13 protein-coding genes are annotated in these 16,806 nt (G+C 61.3%); 7 read left to right on the top strand and 6 right to left on the bottom strand.

What is annotated here, in order from left to right; all coding sequences use genetic code 11:
• Nucleotide 1: 1 nt before the first annotated feature.
• Both PH562_RS21770 and hisB read right to left on the bottom strand, forming a co-directional pair.
• Nucleotides 2-499 carry a DUF2628 domain-containing protein gene (locus PH562_RS21770; protein WP_285175572.1) on the bottom strand — a complete coding sequence of 166 codons (498 nt, stop codon included), beginning with the start codon at nt 497-499 and terminating at the stop codon, nt 2-4.
• Nucleotides 500-522: 23 nt separating this feature from the next.
• On the bottom strand, nt 523-1,131 hold the full coding sequence (gene hisB / locus PH562_RS21765) for an imidazoleglycerol-phosphate dehydratase HisB (RefSeq protein WP_285175571.1): 609 nt from the start codon (nt 1,129-1,131) through the stop codon (nt 523-525).
• 213 nt (nt 1,132-1,344) lie between these two features.
• On the opposite strand from hisB, the gene hslV reads away from it, so the two are divergent.
• From hslV to PH562_RS21735, 6 genes are all read left to right on the top strand, one after another.
• Entirely contained in the window at nt 1,345-1,872 is a 528-nt protein-coding gene (gene hslV, locus PH562_RS21760) for an ATP-dependent protease subunit HslV (RefSeq protein WP_113233576.1), read from the top strand.
• A gap of 44 nt (nt 1,873-1,916) precedes the next feature.
• Entirely contained in the window at nt 1,917-3,227 is a 1,311-nt protein-coding gene (gene hslU, locus PH562_RS21755; protein WP_285175570.1) for an ATP-dependent protease ATPase subunit HslU, read from the top strand.
• A gap of 163 nt (nt 3,228-3,390) precedes the next feature.
• Nucleotides 3,391-4,344: a DUF1402 family protein gene (locus tag PH562_RS21750; protein WP_285175569.1), complete on the top strand. Its 954-nt coding sequence runs from the start codon at nt 3,391-3,393 to the stop codon at nt 4,342-4,344.
• A gap of 119 nt (nt 4,345-4,463) precedes the next feature.
• Nucleotides 4,464-5,858 carry a cytochrome P450 gene (locus tag PH562_RS21745; RefSeq protein ID WP_285175568.1) on the top strand — a complete coding sequence of 465 codons (1,395 nt, stop codon included), beginning with the start codon at nt 4,464-4,466 and terminating at the stop codon, nt 5,856-5,858.
• Between the two features lie 86 nt (nt 5,859-5,944).
• On the top strand, nt 5,945-7,948 hold the full coding sequence (locus PH562_RS21740) for a hydantoinase/oxoprolinase family protein (RefSeq protein WP_285175567.1): 2,004 nt from the start codon (nt 5,945-5,947) through the stop codon (nt 7,946-7,948).
• Nucleotides 7,949-8,066: 118 nt separating this feature from the next.
• The gene (locus tag PH562_RS21735) at nt 8,067-10,235 is read left to right on the top strand and encodes a malate synthase G (protein WP_285175566.1); all 2,169 of its coding nucleotides are present in this window, start codon (nt 8,067-8,069) and stop codon (nt 10,233-10,235) included.
• Nucleotides 10,236-10,491: 256 nt separating this feature from the next.
• Here the strand turns inward: PH562_RS21735 and PH562_RS21730 are convergent, their stop codons facing one another.
• Nucleotides 10,492-11,166, bottom strand: coding sequence for a L,D-transpeptidase (locus tag PH562_RS21730; RefSeq protein WP_285175565.1), 675 nt, complete (start codon nt 11,164-11,166; stop codon nt 10,492-10,494).
• A 181-nt stretch (nt 11,167-11,347) separates the two neighbouring features.
• Here PH562_RS21730 and PH562_RS21725 point away from each other — a divergent pair, with 181 nt between their 5' ends.
• Nucleotides 11,348-11,884, top strand: a complete 537-nt coding sequence (locus PH562_RS21725) for an MmcB family DNA repair protein (protein WP_285175564.1) — start codon at nt 11,348-11,350, stop codon at nt 11,882-11,884.
• 60 nt (nt 11,885-11,944) lie between these two features.
• Here the strand turns inward: PH562_RS21725 and PH562_RS21720 are convergent, their stop codons facing one another.
• From PH562_RS21720 to hrpB, 3 genes are all read right to left on the bottom strand, one after another.
• Nucleotides 11,945-12,532, bottom strand: a complete 588-nt coding sequence (locus tag PH562_RS21720) for an ActR/PrrA/RegA family redox response regulator transcription factor (RefSeq protein WP_113233595.1) — start codon at nt 12,530-12,532, stop codon at nt 11,945-11,947.
• A gap of 75 nt (nt 12,533-12,607) precedes the next feature.
• Complete coding sequence (locus tag PH562_RS21715; RefSeq protein WP_285175700.1) at nt 12,608-13,900, bottom strand: ActS/PrrB/RegB family redox-sensitive histidine kinase; 1,293 nt, start codon at nt 13,898-13,900, stop codon at nt 12,608-12,610.
• A 47-nt stretch (nt 13,901-13,947) separates the two neighbouring features.
• Nucleotides 13,948-16,413 carry an ATP-dependent helicase HrpB gene (hrpB, locus tag PH562_RS21710; RefSeq protein ID WP_285175699.1) on the bottom strand — a complete coding sequence of 822 codons (2,466 nt, stop codon included), beginning with the start codon at nt 16,411-16,413 and terminating at the stop codon, nt 13,948-13,950.
• Between the last annotated feature and the right edge of the window lie 393 nt (nt 16,414-16,806).

Here is a 16,806-nt window from a genome sequence, read left to right as displayed (position 1 = left end):
ATCAGCGTCCTCCGTCATAGCCGGGAAGGCCGAAGCTCGGGCCTGGGCGGCTGGTATTCGTGTTGATGGCCGAGATATCCCAATTTTTAGAGTGGATATCCGGGTTTGGATTCTGCTCGAGCTCGAAAAAGTGGATTTCCTCCGCAGTCGCCAGATCGTCTGCCGAGACGAGGTTTTCAACCTTCCAGCCGCGGCTGATGAGACGATTGCTGACCGAATGTCGGCCCTCAAGAGCCGCAAGGGCGCGGACACCAAGCAGAAGCGTGGCTCCGGCGGCGAAAAAGCCCGGCTGACGCATCAGTTCCAGCGCAATGCCCTGCAGCAGGAAGGCGGCGACCGCGTGTAGCCACAGCCGATGAAAGAGCATCCAAAGCGTCGGAAACAGAAACGCCGTCCACGAAAAGCCGTCGCGGATGAATCGCGTGTCATCGTGATACCGATCCGCTACTTCGGACCGGTTCGATGCTCCGGGCGGAGACAAAATCAGATAGCTTGCCATTTCCTCAATTCCCCAAAATGGGGTCAGGCGAGCGTGCCTTTCGTCGAGGGCACCCGGCCTGCCTGCCGCGGATCGATCTCGGTTGCGGTGCGCAATGCGCGCGCAACGGCCTTGAAGCATGTCTCGGCTATATGGTGATTGTTGGCGCCATAATGATTGAGAATATGCAAGGTGATGCCGGCATTCTGCGCTAAGGCCTGGAAGAATTCGCGCACCAGTTCGGTATCGAAGGTGCCGATCTTCGGCGCGCTGAACGACACGTTCCAGACGAGAAAGGGCCGACCTGAGAGATCGACGGCCGCCTTCGTCATCGTCTCGTCCATGGCGAGATCGATCGAGGCGTAGCGAGTGATACCGCGCCGGTCGCCCAGCGCCTTGGCGATCGCCTGGCCGATCGCGATGCCGGTATCCTCGACGGCGTGGTGATCATCGACATGCAGGTCGCCCTTGGTGTCGATCTCCATGTCGATCAGCGAATGTCGCGACAGCTGTTCCAGCATATGGTCGAAGAAGCCGACGCCGGTCGAAATCGTCGATTTGCCGCTGCCGTCGATATTGACGGAAACGGAGACCGAGGTCTCGTTGGTCTTGCGGGAAACGCTTGCCGTGCGGCTCGCTACGGTCTCTGCCATGGGCTGCTCCATCGGAATACGGCCGTTCCATATCAGGCGGATCGGGAAATATCCAGAAGTTACGCAAGGGCCTTACGCGTTTAGCCGGCTTGTCGCCATTATTTGGGCGTGGTTGCCATTTGCAATCGTCAAAACCCCTCTTACATAGGTGCTGACGGGGCCGATAAGCGGCCCGACAGAAAGCCCGCCGCAACGGGGGCAAACAGGTGTTGAATGACGACAATCGTGACTATTCGCAAGAACGGCAAGGTCGTGATGGCTGGTGATGGCCAGGTGAGCCTTGGCCAGACCGTAATGAAGGGCAATGCGCGCAAGGTTCGCCGCATCGGCAAGGGCGATGTCATCGCCGGTTTCGCCGGCGCGACCGCCGATGCCTTCACTCTTCTCGAGCGCCTCGAAAAGAAGCTCGAACAATATCCCGGCCAGCTGATGCGCGCCGCCGTCGAGCTCGCCAAGGATTGGCGGACGGACAAATATCTGCGCAACCTCGAAGCCATGATGCTGGTTGCCGACAAACAAGTAACGCTCGCCATCACCGGCAACGGCGATGTGCTCGAGCCCGAACACGGCGCCATGGCGATCGGCTCCGGCGGCAATTTCGCGCTCGCCGCCGCACGCGCGCTGATGGACAGCGACAAATCGGCTGAAGACGTCGCCCGCCGCGCCCTCGATATTGCTGCCGACATCTGCGTCTACACGAACCATAACGTGGTCGTCGAAACGCTCGATGCCGAAGCCTAAGTTCCTCTCTTGATAGTTTCCAGCCCTGACAGGGAACATACGAAATGACCACTTTTTCCCCCCGCGAGATCGTTTCCGAGCTCGATCGCTATATTGTCGGCCAGCATGAGGCCAAGCGCGCCGTGGCGATTGCATTGCGCAATCGCTGGCGCCGCCAGCAGCTCGAGCCGGAACTGCGCGACGAAGTCATGCCCAAGAACATCCTGATGATCGGCCCGACCGGTGTCGGTAAGACGGAAATCTCCCGCCGCCTTGCCAAGCTCGCCGGCGCCCCCTTCATCAAGGTCGAAGCCACCAAGTTCACCGAAGTCGGCTATGTCGGCCGCGATGTCGAGCAGATCATCCGCGATCTCGTCGAAGTCGGCATCGGCCTGGTGCGCGAAAAGAAGCGCGCCGAGGTGCAGGCCAAGGCGCATATGAGCGCCGAAGAGCGCGTGCTTGATGCGCTGGTTGGCGCTACCGCATCGCCGGCAACGCGCGACAGCTTCCGCAAGAAGCTGCGTGATGGCCAGCTCGACGACAAGGAAATCGACATTGAAGTGGCCGATACAGGCTCCGGCATGCCCGGCGGCTTTGAAATCCCCGGGATGCCCGGCGCCAATATCGGCGTGCTCAACCTCTCCGAAATGTTCGGCAAGGCCATGGGCGGCCGCACCAAGAAGGTGCGTACGACCGTCAAGGATTCCTACAAGGAACTGATCCGCGACGAATCCGACAAGCTGATCGACAATGAGGCGATCCAGCGCGAAGCCGTGCAGTCCGCCGAGAATGATGGCATCGTCTTCCTCGACGAGATCGACAAGATTGCCGCCCGCGATGGCGGCATGGGTGCGGGCGTCTCCCGCGAAGGCGTGCAGCGCGACCTGCTGCCGCTGGTCGAAGGCACGACGGTCTCGACGAAGTATGGCCCGGTCAAAACAGACCATATTCTCTTCATCGCATCCGGCGCGTTCCATGTCTCCAAGCCTTCGGATCTCCTGCCGGAACTGCAGGGTCGCCTGCCGATCCGCGTCGAACTTCGACCGCTGACCAAGGAAGACTTCCGCCGCATCCTCACCGAGCCGCAGGCAAGCCTCATCCGCCAGTACAAGGCGCTGATGGAAACGGAAGACCTGAAGCTCGACTTCACCGACGATGCAATCGACGCTCTTGCCGACGTCGCCGTACATCTGAACTCCACCGTCGAGAACATCGGCGCCCGCCGCCTGCAGACCGTCATGGAGCGAGTGCTCGATGAGATCTCCTACAACGCCTCGGATCGTGCCGGGGTATCGATAACCATCGATGCCGCCTATGTCCGCGAGCATGTCGGCGACCTTGCCAGCAACACCGACCTGTCCCGCTTCATTCTGTAAGCGGGCCGGCAAAGGCGATTTAAGACAGTAAACACTCGACAGCGGGCCGTTAACTTTTTAGTTAGGGGCCCGTTTCTTTGTGTCGCGTGGCTTTATTCGGCCAAGATTATCCTTCAGGCAGCCGCACGGAAACATCGGTTTAAACTTCGACAGGACAGCCATCTTGCGACGGATACTGATCACTCTTTTTCTGGCAGTTGTCAGCCTTTCCTGGATCCCTGCCTATGCGGATGCGGCGACAACGGTGCCTTCGGGCAACCGCAATGCTGAGCAGCCGCCGGTTCCCGGCGCCTCCGTCCGGCGGACCCGCGGCACGAATTCGAGCTTTGAGCGCAAGTATCAGAAAGTCCGCGAATTGCTGGCGACCGATACGAAGCTGATGGCAAAGATCAAGTCGACGGCGCGGGCCTATGGTATCGAGCCCATCCACATCATCGGCGCGCTCGTCGGCGAGCATACCTACAATGTCGACGCCTATGACGGTCTGCAGTCCTACTACGTCAAGGCGGCGTCCTATGCCGGCCAGAGCTTCCGCTTCGCCTATAATGGTGAAAACGTTGATGATTTCGTCGCGCGGCCGCAATTCGATACCTGCAAGGGCAGGCAAGATTCCTACAGTCTCTGGACTTGCCGCGAGGATGTCTGGGAAGACGATTTCCGTGGCAAGACGGTCGGCGGCAAATCCTATCCCGACAATCGTTTCAGTGCTGTCTTCTTCCAGCCCTTCTATGCCGGCCAGACTTTCGGCCTCGGTCAGGTCAATCCGCTGACGGCCCTTGAGCTTTCGGATCTCGTCAGCCGCACCTCGGGCATCCCGAAGCTCAGCGAGAAGGATGCGGGCGGTGTCTACAAGGCGATCATGGACCCGGATCTGTCGCTTGCCTTCGTTGCGGCCTCGATCCGCAAGTCGATCGACGACTACCGCTCGATCGCCGGCATGGATATATCAGGCAATCCCGGCATCACCGCGACGCTCTACAATCTCGGCAACTCCCGCAAGCGCGCCGCCGCCCTTGCCGCCAAGAACCGCGGCTCTTCGCAGCCGGTCTGGCCGGAAGAAAATTACTACGGCTGGCTCATCAATGATAAGCTGAGCGACCTGAAGTCGCTGTTATAAGCGCGTAGCGCGACGTTTTATCGTCTGGATTTCGCAGGCGGCGTTCTCCATATCGGACGGATGCGCCGTTCCGGCCGTGTTCGTTCGGGAAATGGCTGGTTTTCGAGGAGAGTTGATCCATGGACATGATTCCAGAAGCCTTCTCTCCGCCGGCGCCGATTCCGCGCAACGTGCCGCCGTCGCGCTTGACGATCATCCGCACGATCCTGCGCAATCCGCTCGAGCTTTGGGGTGAGCCCTCCTATACGCTGCCCTGGATCAAGACCAAGTTCTTCAACGAGCGGACGCTGATCGTCAATGATCCCGGCCTGATCAAGCATATTCTGGTCGACAATGCCGCCAATTACCGCATGGCCGATATCCGCCAGCTCGTGCTGCGGCCCATTCTGCGCGATGGCCTGCTGACGGCGGAAGGGCCGGTCTGGAAGCGCTCGCGCAAGGCTGTGGCACCGGTGTTCACGCCACGCCACGCACAGGGCTTCGCCGGCCAGATGCTGAGCCAGAGCCTGGACTATGTGCAAAAATATGAGGACATTGGCGCGGAGGGTGCGGTATTCGATATCGCTGCCGACATGACCGAGCTGACTTTCGTCATTCTGGCCGAAACCCTGTTCTCCGGCGAGATCGTCACCGAAAGCACGAGTTTTTCCGATGAGGTCAATGAGCTCCTGCATCGCATGGGCCGGGTCGATCCGATGGATCTTTTGCGCGCCCCTGCCTGGGTGCCGCGCATCACCCGCATCGGCGGCCAGCGCGTGCTCGACAAGTTCCGCGGCATCGTCCGCACAACCATGGACCAGCGGCTGGAAAAGATGCGCCGGGATCGCGCCAGCGCGCCGGATGATTTTCTGACGCTACTGCTCGAAAAGGCCGGTCCGGATGGACTGACCATGGAAGAGATCGAGGACAATATCCTCACTTTCATCGGGGCAGGCCATGAGACAACAGCCCGTGCCCTTGCTTGGACGCTCTATTGCGTTGCTAACAGCCCGCATATCCGCCAAGCTATGGAAGAGGAAATCGATCGGGTGCTCGCAACCGATGCGGAGCCGGTCGCCTGGCTCGACCTGATGCTGAACGTCCGCGCCGCCTTCGAGGAGGCGATGCGCCTCTATCCGCCGGCACCGTCGATCAATCGCGCCGCCATCGCCGATGACGAATGGACGAGCGCCACCGGCGAGCGCGTGACGATGGAGAAGGGCATCACCGTCCTCATCATGCCCTGGACACTGCATCGTCACGAACTCTACTGGGAGAAGCCACGTGCCTTCATGCCGGAGCGCTTTCTTCCGGAGAACCGCGGCAAGATCAACCGCTTCCAGTATTTGCCTTTCGGCGCCGGTCCCCGCGTCTGCATCGGCGCGACTTTCGCGCTCCAGGAAGCGGTCATCGCCCTTGCCGTGATGATGCGCCGTTTCCGCTTCGACCTGACTGATGACACCGATCCCTGGCCGGTGCAGAAGCTGACGACCCAGCCGCGTGGCGGTCTGCCGATGCGGGTTACGAGGCGGTAGGACTGTTTTTGCCGTTTGCCAGCTAGCGGCCCGACCCGGAAGGGTGCAATAACGACATCACCGTGCATTCAAGGCTGGATATTGTCGTGACGTCTCATTTCCTGCTCGGCATCGATACGGGTGGAACCTACACCGATGCCGTTCTCTTCCATGAAACCGATGGCGTGATCGCCAAGGCGAAATCGCTAACCACGCGGCATGATCTGGCCGTCGGCATTGCCGGCGCCGTCGATACCGTCATCGCCAAGGCTGACGTTCCCGTTTCGGCCATCGGGCTCGTGTCGCTGTCGACGACGCTTGCCACCAACGCGCTGGTGGAAGGGCAGGGCGGCCGGGCCGGGCTGGTCATGATCGGTTTCGGCCCCGAGGATCTCAAGCGTGATGGCCTTGCGGAAGCATTGGGCTCCGATCCGGTGCTGTTCCTCCCTGGCGGCCACAATGTTCACGGCAATGAAAACCCGCTCGATCTGACGGCTTTGCGCGATGCGTTACCCGGATTGGCGAAGTCGGTGTCGTCTTTCGCCGTCGCCGGCTATTTCGCCGTGCGGAATCCGGCTCATGAAATCAGGGTGCGCGATTGTATCCGCGAGCTTTCGCATCTGCCGGTCACCTGCAGCCACGAGCTTTCATCGAAGCTTGGCGGCCCGCGCCGCGCCCTGACGACGCTGCTGAACGCCCGCCTCGTCTCGATGATCGATCGCCTCGTGGGTGCCTGCGAAGGGTTTTTGGCGACGCGCGGCATTGCCGCGCCGATGATGGTGGTGCGCGGCGATGGCGCCTTGATTTCGGCCGATGAAGCCAAGCTGCGGCCGATCGAGACTATCCTCTCGGGTCCGGCCGCAAGTCTCGTCGGCGCCCGCTATCTCACCGGCCTCGACAATGCCGTCGTTTCCGATATCGGCGGTACCACCACCGACGTCGCCGTCATGGAGGATGGTAGGCCGCGTCTCGATGCCGATGGCGCCGTGGTCGGCGGCTACCGCACCATGGTCGAGGCTGTGGCCATGCGTACTTATGGCCTCGGTGGCGATTCCGAAGTGAAGATCAACGACCGCGGCCTCTCCGCCGCCTTCGAACTCGGCCCGCGCCGCCTGTTGCCGCTGAGCCTCGCCGCTCACATGCATGGCGATGCCGTCTTGAATGTCCTGGAGCAGCAGCTGCGGGCGACGCATCTTGCCCGCAATGCCGGCCGCTTTGCGCTGCGCACCGGTGTGCCGGATCATCTGGCAAGCGGCCTCAGCGGCCCGGAGCAGGGGTTGTTCGATCGAATCGGTGCCGTTCCCGTTGCGCTCGACAAGCTTCTGACAATGACATCGCAGAAGGCGACACTGGATCGGCTTGTCGCGCGCGGTCTCGTGCATCTGAGCGGCCTGACGCCTTCGGATGCCATGCATATGCTCGGCCGGCAAAGCCAGTGGAATGCCGAGGCTGCCCGATTGGGATTGGCCCTGGCGATGCGGCTGAAGGATGGGTCTGGACGTCTCATCGCCGAATCTGTCGAGGAATTGGCGCAGAAGATCGTCGATCGCCTCACCCGTCAGTCAGCCGACGTCATTCTTGCCGCCTGCTTGGCCGAAGATGGCGTGGCCGATCTGGACCCCGCCAAATCCATCTCCATCGATCGTGCGCTTCGCCGTGCGCCGGGGATCGCGCGTTTTGCCATTTCGCTCGATCGGCCGCTTGTCGGCCTCGGCGCTTCCGCTCCGGTCTATTATCCAGCTATTGCCGGGATGCTGGCGACCGAGAGCGCCATTCCCAGCGATTCGGATGTGGCGAATGCCGTCGGTGCCGTCGTCGGTCAGGTCCGCACCAGCGTCACCGTCTTCGTCACCATGCCGGAGGATGGCATTTATGTGCTGAACGGCGCCGGTGAAAGTCTGCGCTTCACTGATGAGGATCGTAGCTTCGCCGATGCCCGCTCGCGCGCTGTCGACGCTGCGATGGCGCAAGCAAGGCTTAACGGTGCCGTGGATCTGGTGGTGGCGGTGGACGAGCAGGTGGATGCGCCAGAGGTGGAGGGCAGTCGCAAGCTGATCGAGGCCCGGTTCGTGGCGACCGCCACGGGCCGGCCGCGCATCGCCGCAGACTAATTATTTCCCGAGCGGCATAAATCTTTCGAACTATTGCCAAATTGACAGAAGTGAAACCGTGAGCAAAGTGGCAACATGTAAAAATTGAGCCGTAACACGGCCTTGAGGAGTATATGGCATGAGCCGCATTGAAAAACACGGGCTTCAGATCGAACAGGTCCTCTACGATTTCCTCTTCAAGGAGGCGCTACCCGGTTCGGGCGTCGATGCTGAAGCCTTCTTCGCCGGCTTTTCCAAGATCGTCCACGATCTCGCTCCAAGGAACCGCGAGCTTCTCGCGAAACGTGACCGCATGCAGGCGGCACTTGACGATTGGTATCGCAAGAACGGCGCGCCCATCGATCTCGCCACCTATGAAACCTTCCTGCGCGAGATCGGCTACATCGTGCCCGAAGGCCCGGCCTTTGCCGTATCGACTGCTAATGTCGATCCTGAAATTTCAGAGATCGCCGGCCCCCAGCTCGTCGTTCCCGTCATGAATGCACGCTATGCCCTGAACGCTGCCAATGCCCGCTGGGGGTCGCTTTACGACGCCCTCTACGGGACCGATGCCATTCCCGAGACGGATGGCGCCGAAAAGGGTGGGGGTTATAATCCCAAGCGTGGCGAGAAGGTCATCGCCTGGGTTCGGGATTTTCTTGATTCCACCGTGCCGCTTGATGGCGCAAGCTGGAAGGATATCACCGGCTTTGCCGTAAAGGATGGCGCCTTGGCGGTTACGACCAACGGCGCCGCTGTAAAGCTGGCCGACAGAAGCCATTTCGCCGGTTATCTCGGCGATGCCGCCACGCCGACTGATATCCTGCTCAAGCAGAATGGCATCCATATCGAAATCGTCATCGACACGAGCACGGCCATCGGCAAGACCGACTCAGCCGGCATTTCCGATGTCCGCCTGGAGTCGGCGATCACGACGATCATGGACTGCGAGGATTCGATCGCGGCCGTCGATGCCGAGGATAAGGCCGAAGTTTACCGCAACTGGCTCGGCCTGATGAAGGGCGATCTGACAGAGGAAGTCGTGAAGGGCGGCAAGACCTTCACGCGCCGGCTCAACCCCGATGTCGCCTATACCGCGCCAGACGGCAGCACGTTCGATCTGCATTGCCGCTCCCTCATGCTGGTGCGCAATGTCGGTCACCTGATGACCAATCCCGCCATTCTCGACCGCGACGGCAACGAGGTGCCGGAAGGCATCATGGACGCCGCCATCACCGGCCTGATCGCGCTCTACGACATCGGCCCAAATGGCCGCCGCAAGAATTCCCGCACCGGCTCGATGTATGTCGTCAAGCCGAAGATGCACGGTCCCGAAGAGGTCGCCTTCGCCGTCGATATTTTCTCGCGCGTCGAGGACCTGCTTGGGATGCCGCGGAACACCATCAAGATGGGCATCATGGACGAGGAGCGCCGTACGACGGTCAACCTCAAGGAAGCCATTCGCGCTGCCCGCGAACGCGTCGTCTTCATCAATACCGGCTTCCTCGATCGCACCGGCGATGAGATCCATACCTCGATGGAAGCCGGCCCGATGATCCGCAAGGGCGACATGAAGCAGGCGGCCTGGATCGGGGCCTATGAAAACTGGAACGTCGATATCGGCCTCGAATGTGGCCTCTCCGGCCATGCCCAGATTGGCAAGGGCATGTGGGCCATGCCGGACCTGATGGCGGCCATGCTTGAGCAGAAGATCGCTCACCCGAAGGCGGGCGCCAACACCGCCTGGGTGCCGTCCCCGACGGCGGCGACGCTGCACGCTACCCATTACCACCGCGTCAATGTCGCCGAGGTGCAAAAGAGCCTGAAGAGCCGCGCCCGCGCCAAGCTATCAGACATCCTCTCCGTGCCGGTCGCCTCGCGGCCGAACTGGACGCCGGAGGAAATCCAGCGCGAGATCGACAACAACAGCCAGGGCATCCTCGGCTATGTCGTTCGCTGGGTCGATCAGGGCGTCGGCTGCTCCAAGGTTCCGGACATCAACAATATCGGCCTGATGGAAGACCGTGCCACCCTGCGCATCTCGGCGCAGCACATGGCCAACTGGCTGCACCACAAGGTCATCACCGAAGCGCAGATTCTGGAAACGATGAAGCGTATGGCCGCCGTCGTCGATCAGCAGAATGCCGGCGATCCCAACTACATCGCCATGTCTGGCAATTTCGACGGTTCGGTTGCTTTCCAGGCAGCGCTCGATCTCGTCCTCAAAGGGCGCGAGCAGCCGAACGGCTATACCGAACCGGTCCTGCATCGCCGCCGCATGGAACTGAAGGCGAAGCAGGCGGGTTGAGCCTTCGCTTCTATTGTTTTTTCGGTGAAGCTGCGTGCTTGGCGCGATCTCCCTCTCCCCTTGGGGAGAGGGCAGGGTGAGGAGGTGTTGCCGCCACCTCAATGTTTCAGAAAGAATCATCTCTTTGCCGCACCTCCCCCCTCATCCGCCCTTCGGGCTCCTTCTCCCCGAGGGGAGAAGGGGAGTGCTTCCCGCACCAAACAAAAAGGCCGCCGGATACCGATCCGGCGGCCTTTTCAATCCGAACATCCAGTGATTACTGGACCACCACAACCTTGGTGCTGCGGCCCGGAAGAACGCGGCTGTAGAGATCGATCACGTCCTGATTGATCAGGCGGATGCAGCCGGAGGAGGCGGCGGTGCCGATCGAAGCCCATTCCGGTGTGCCGTGCAGGCGGAACAGTGTGTCCTGGCCCTTTTCATTATAGAGATACATGGCGCGCGCGCCGAGCGGGTTCGACAGGCCGGGGTTCATGCCGCCATCGACATACTTGGCGATTTCCGGACGGCGAACAGCCATTTCCTTCGGCGGGTGCCAATTCGGCCATTCCTGCTTCCAGGCTACGTATGCCGTGCCGGACCAGGAGAAGCCCTGCTTGCCGACGCCGATACCGTAGCGCATCGCTTCGCCATTGCCGAGGATGTAGTAGAGGTGACGTTCGCGCGTGTTGACGATGATCGTGCCTTCGGCCTCATTCGTCTTGTATTCGACGATCTGACGGCGGAACTGCGGCTTCACCTTCTGGATCGGGATCGCCGGCAGCTGAAAGCCATTGTCGGTCGTCACACCATAGTCGCCATCGAACGTCTTGATGGTATCGGTGGCCGAATTTGCGGTAGCGGCCGGCGCTGCTGCGGCGGTGGTGGCATAGCCAGCCGATGCGAGCATTGCGACAAGGCCGAGTGCGGTCATAGCATTACGGATGCGCATGGAAGTCTCTTGAATTTTCGTGGCGGGAAACGGATGGCTATCAACCATCTTTGTCTAAAGTTTATTTTCCATTAAACTTGGCTTTGCAAGCTGCTCTGGCCCTACAAAAATAGGGCCGGCGCGCAAATTAGAAGGACATGGTTTTTTTGCAACAACGCCGGGCCTGTCCACGAGACAATTCATGACGATTTTGAACGTTTACAATAACAATCCGTTAATAGATGGCCGGCAGTCGGAACGGGCCATGCTTGTACGCAAGGGCGTGCAACTATTACTGCACGACATGCGTCACGCCGTGCTACCCGAGCTGCCGCTCGCCAGCGGGCGCCGCGCCGATCTCATCAGCCTCTCGGAAAAGGGCGAGATCTGGATCATCGAGATCAAGACCTCGATCGAGGATTTTCGCGTCGACCGCAAATGGCCCGAATACCGGCAGCATTGCGACCGGATGTTCTTCGCTACGCACAAGGACGTGCCGCTGGATATCTTCCCGGAGGATTGCGGGCTGTTTCTGTCTGATGGTTACGGCGCCCATATGCTGCGCGAGGCGCCGGATCATCGCCTGCCGCCTGCGACGCGCAAATCTGTAACGCTCAACTTCTCCCGCGCCGCCGCCCAGCGCCTAATGTTGGCCGAGTGGGCAACGGGTAAAGATTTTGCCTTCTCCCCTCGGGGAGAAGGTGCCCGAAGGGCGGATGAGGGGGATAAGGAGCTTTAGCTTCGAGTGCTTTTTGCAACTCGCGCTTACAGCGTCCTTCTCCAGAGGCAAAAGTATGCTCTATTTCGGCGCCCGCTTGGCAAGAATGCGCTGCAGCGTGCGGCGATGCATGTTGAGCCGGCGGGCCGTCTCCGAAACATTGCGCTCGCACATTTCATAGACGCGCTGAATATGCTCCCAGCGCACGCGGTCCGCAGACATCGGGTTTTCGGGCACTTCGGCCTTCTCGCCAGGGCGCTGCGTCAGCGCTGCATAGACATCGTCGGCGTCGGCAGGCTTGGCCAGATAGTCGAGCGCGCCGAGCTTGACGGCGGTCACCGCCGTCGCGATGTTGCCATAGCCGGTCAGAACCACGATATGCGTGTCGTCCCGCCGCTGGCGGATGGCTTCGATCACGTCGAGCCCGTTGCCGTCGCCGAGGCGAAGGTCGACCACGGCATATTTCGGCGGGGTCGCCTTGGATTTGGCAACGCCTTCCGCCACGGATTCCGCCGTCTCGACTGCAAAGCCGCGTGCCTCCATTGCCCGCGCCAGCCGGCGCAGAAAGGGACCATCGTCATCGACGATCAGCAATGTAGCATCCGGGCCGATATGGGCCTCAGCATCCTTGGCCCCGGCTTGCGGAGCAACGCTTTCCTTATCCGTCATTTTATCTTCTATCCCGGCGACCATCCGCCTGTATATTCAACCGATTTTGACGATGGCAGTTTTAAGCCGCGAAAATCATTTTGTCGAATTACTGTCGATTAACACGCGCGGCCATTCGACGCGGACGCGAGCTCCCGGCGTCTCGGAATCGCGATTGCCGAAGGAAAGCGTGGCGCCCGAGCGCTCGAGCAGCGTCTTGGCGATGAAGAGCCCGAGCCCCAGGCCGCCTGCCGTGTCGTCCCGCTGGCGGGAGGTGACATAGGGTTCGCCGATCCGTGCCAGTATTTCCGGCGAGTACCCGCCGCCATCGTCCTCGATGATAATAGTCAGAGTTTCGGCGGTGTATTCCACCGTTACGGTCACCGTCTTGTGGGCATAGTCGACTGCATTTTCGATGAGGTTGCCAAGGCCGTACATGATGCCGGCATTGCGCGAGAGAACAGGCTCGCCGGAGCGGGGACTCTTTTCGATGAGTTCCAGGTTGATTCCGAATTCGCGGTGCGGCGCGATGATCTCTTCCATCATCGACGAGAGCGTCAGCCGCCGCATATGCGCTTCGTCCTCGGAAGAGAGCGTCGTCAGCCGCCGCAGGATATCGCGGCAGCGTTCGCTCTGGCTGCGCAGCAGCGCCACGTCCTCGCGGAACCGGTCGTCTTCTTTAAGCTCCCGTTCCATCTCCTTGGCGACGACGCTGATCGTCGCAAGCGGCGTGCCGAGTTCGTGTGCGGCCGCTGCCGCCAGTCCGTCGAGCTGCGACAGGTGCTTTTCCCGCTGCAGCACCAGTTCGGTTGCCGAGAGCGCGTCGGCAAGCTGCGAGGCTTCCATGGAGACGCGATAGGCATAGAAGGCGGCAAAGGCCATGGTGGAAGCGATGGAACACCAGACGCCCAGCTGCATGACGCTATGCACGTTGACGGAGACACCCTCGTACCAGGGAAGCGGGAAGGGTGAGAAGGCAAGGCCGGTAATGCAGATCATCGCCAGCAGGATCAGCGGCATGCTGTAGCGGATCGGCTGCGAGGCGAAGGAAATGATGACGGGCACGCAGACCAGCGCTGAGAAGGGATTGGCCAATCCGCCGGTAATCAGCAGCAGTCCACAGAGCTGCAGAAGGTCGAGACTGAGCAGCGCGAAGGCGGCCGGTGGCTCCAGCCGGTGCGTCGGCGGATAGCGCAGCGTCAGGAAGAAGTTGATCCAGGCAAGGCAGGCGATCAGCACGCAGCAGGGCAGGAGCGGCATGGGAAATTTCAGCCAGAAGGCGACGATCATGACAGTCACCGTCTGGCCGCCGACCGCAAGCCAGCGCAGGCGCACCAGCGTCTGCAACCTTAGCCGCCGGCTGGTATGATGCCCCTCCTGCGCCTTCATTTCGGCTTCGGAGAGTTTTTCCAGTCCCCGGAAGAAGCGTGCCATTATCAGGTCCCTCGTGGCTTGGCGCGTGTTGTCGGCAAGGCCTCGGCCGGGTCTTCCGGCCAGGGATGCCTCGGGTAGCGGCCGCGCATATCGGCGCGCACGTCCTTCCAGGATCCGGCCCAGAAGCCCGGCAGGTCGCGCGTCGTCTGGATCGGGCGATGCGCCGGCGATGTCAACTCCAGCACCAGCGGCAATCTGCCGCCGCCGATCGCCGGATGCTGTTTCAGCCCGAAGAGCTCCTGAACGCGAATGGTGAGGAGCGGCTCCTCACCATCATATTGTATGGGATGGCGCTGGCCGGTGGGCGCTTCGAAGTGCGTCGGCGCCATCCGGGCGAGATCGCGCTGCAGTTCGTGCGGCACCAGCGACATCAGTCCATTCGAGAGCCCGCCGGCCGAGATATCGGAGAGGCCGCGCACATCGCTTTGAAACGGCGTGAACCATTCGTCGAGCCGGGCAAGCAGCGCCTCGTCGCTCATATCGGGCCAGGGCTCGCCGATCGTCCTATATAAGAAGCCGATCCTGTCCCGCAGCTGCGTGGCTTCCTTGGAGAAAGGCAAGATACCGATCCCGAGTTCGCGAATACCTTCGGCGAGCGCCTTGGCCGCCTGTTCACCGGAGGGGCGAGGCAGAGGCGTCTCCTCGAAGATGAAGGCGCCGAGCCTTGTCGCCCGCCGCGCCCGCACCTGTCGGCTCGCTTTATCGAAGAAGCTCTGATCTTCGGTGCGGATCTCGCCCGGCAGATGTTCTTCGACATCGGCGCGGGAAATCTCCGCCGCCGCGAGTATGCGCGCCTGTGCCGCCCGTCCCGTCAGGTCGGCGATGACGAGCATCTGCGATCCTGCCAGCCGCTCGGTCTCCGGCAGTTCCGCGCCGCGCCCATTGGCCATGACGAATCGCCCCCGCCCGCCGCGCTGCAGGGCGATACGATCGGGAAAGGCATGCAGCAGCAGCGCGCCAGCAAGCGGAGGAGCAGAAGTGGCGGCGCTGCCTTTGCTGCCAGCAGCCTGCGCGAGTCGCGCGGCCAGCCGGCGCGCCGCCTCGGCCCGCTCACCCTTTTCCGTCTTGAAGCGTCGCAGCCGGTCTTCCAGATCGATGCTCTGTCCCCCGAGCCCTTGTTCCGTCAGCAGCACGGCAAGCAACGCCGCCTCGCGCGCTTGGCTGAATTCGCCAGCCGAAATCACCATGGCTGCCAGCCGTGGAGGCAAGGCGAGCTCGCGCATCAGCCGTCCGCGTGCCGTCAGCCCGTTGTCCGCGTCGAGCGCGCCCAGCTGCCGCAGCAGGGCTCGTGCTTCGGCAAGCGTCGTTGCCGGCGGTTGGTCGACGAAAGAAAGTGTTGCAGGATCCTGTACGCCCCAATGAGCGAGATCCAGTGCGAGACCTGAAAGGTCGCTCGAAAGGATCTGCGGTGGCGTAAAGGCCGGAAGCGCCGCCGTCTGTCCCGGATGCCACAGGCGGATGGCGATGCCAGGCTCGGTTCGCCCGGCGCGGCCGGCGCGCTGATCGGCCGAGGCGCGCGATACGCGCACCGTCTCTAGCCGCGTAATGCCGGTCGAAGCCTCGAAGACGGGCAGGCGCTGCAATCCGCTGTCGATGACGATGCGCACGCCGTCGATGGTGATGGAGGTTTCAGCGATCGACGTCGCCAGCACGATCTTGCGGGTGCCCTGCGCGGCCGGCTTTATCGCCGCATCCTGCTCCTTCTGGCTGAGATTGCCGTAGAGCGGCGCGATCATTGTCTCCGATCCTAAGCGGCCTTCGAGCCGCTGCACCGTGCGGGTGATTTCCGCCTGACCGGGCAGGAAGCCGAGGATGGAACCCTGTTCGCTCGCATGCGCATTGAGGATGGCCCGCGTCACCGTATCCTCAATCCGCTCTCCCGCCGGCCTATCCTGATGGCGGATATCGATCGGAAAGCTGCGGCCCATGCTTTCTATAACGGGTGGATGGTCAAGTAAGATTGCGACACGCTCCACGTCCAATGTCGCCGACATCACCAGGATGCGCAGATCCTCCCGCAGTGCCGACTGAACGTCGAGCGCCAGGGCCAAGCCGAAATCCGCATCCAGCGAGCGCTCGTGGAATTCGTCGAAGATGACAGTGGAGATGCCGGAGAGTTCGGGGTCGTCGAGGATCATCCGCGCGAACACGCCCTCTGTCACGACCTCGATGCGGGTCTTGGAAGAAATACGGTTGTCGAGCCGCATACGATAGCCAACAGTATCGCCAACCTGTTCGTCCAGCAGCGAGGCCATGCGGGCAGCAGCGGCCCTTGCCGCCAGCCGCCGTGGTTCCAGAAGAACGATCCTGCCATCGCCGCGCCAGGCTTCGCCCAATAGATAAAGCGGCACCAGCGTCGTCTTGCCGGCGCCGGGCGGCGCGGAGAGCACCGCACGCCGTTCTTTAGTGAGTGCCGCACCGATATCGGCAAGCACATGCGAGACCGGCAGTTCCGGCAATGAGGGCACTCTATAGGTCACGCCTACCCGCTCCGCATATGTCTATGGGCAAAACGTGCATCTGTTGGGTGGGCGCGGCTTGCGCCCGCCTTTTATCGAGAAGCACCATATCCGCTCCCTTCAATCTCTCGATGTCTATTAGGTCCTGGGTGTCCAGCTGGCAATGCGAGCTGGATCCGATGCTTGCAACGGGCGCAAGTAGCTCTTTGGGAGCGCTTATCTGGACGATTCCGGCAGTCGGCGTAAAATGAATCCCAAAATCGTGGTCAATCGCGAAAAATTCTCCACAATTCCCCCATTACCCACAAATTCCTGTTGTTTTTCATGGTGTTACAAAAATGTCAGAATTTTTACAGCTGGAGTGTTGACTACTTCATTGGGTAGGGTCTATAAGCCCGATCA

The sequence above is a fragment of the Rhizobium centroccidentale genome (genome assembly GCF_030182565.1).
GTDB lineage: Bacteria > Pseudomonadota > Alphaproteobacteria > Rhizobiales > Rhizobiaceae > Rhizobium.
Note: the sequence above shows the minus strand (reverse complement) of the source record. Positions and strands in the feature narration are given on the sequence as shown.

What these genes read in the sequence shown, in the direction of transcription:
- PH562_RS21725 (WP_285175564.1), top strand. Translation starts at nt 11,348, where the DNA reads ATGACGATTTTGAACGTTTACAATAACAATCCGTTAATAGATGGCCGG.
- hslV (WP_113233576.1), top strand. Translation starts at nt 1,345, where the DNA reads ATGACGACAATCGTGACTATTCGCAAGAACGGCAAGGTCGTGATGGCT.
- PH562_RS21745 (WP_285175568.1), top strand. Translation starts at nt 4,464, where the DNA reads ATGGACATGATTCCAGAAGCCTTCTCTCCGCCGGCGCCGATTCCGCGC.
- PH562_RS21730 (WP_285175565.1), bottom strand. Translation starts at nt 11,166, where the DNA reads ATGCGCATCCGTAATGCTATGACCGCACTCGGCCTTGTCGCAATGCTC.
- hslU (WP_285175570.1), top strand. Translation starts at nt 1,917, where the DNA reads ATGACCACTTTTTCCCCCCGCGAGATCGTTTCCGAGCTCGATCGCTAT.
- hisB (WP_285175571.1), bottom strand. Translation starts at nt 1,131, where the DNA reads ATGGCAGAGACCGTAGCGAGCCGCACGGCAAGCGTTTCCCGCAAGACC.
- PH562_RS21770 (WP_285175572.1), bottom strand. Translation starts at nt 499, where the DNA reads ATGGCAAGCTATCTGATTTTGTCTCCGCCCGGAGCATCGAACCGGTCC.
- PH562_RS21735 (WP_285175566.1), top strand. Translation starts at nt 8,067, where the DNA reads ATGAGCCGCATTGAAAAACACGGGCTTCAGATCGAACAGGTCCTCTAC.
- PH562_RS21715 (WP_285175700.1), bottom strand. Translation starts at nt 13,900, where the DNA reads ATGAAGGCGCAGGAGGGGCATCATACCAGCCGGCGGCTAAGGTTGCAG.
- PH562_RS21720 (WP_113233595.1), bottom strand. Translation starts at nt 12,532, where the DNA reads ATGACGGATAAGGAAAGCGTTGCTCCGCAAGCCGGGGCCAAGGATGCT.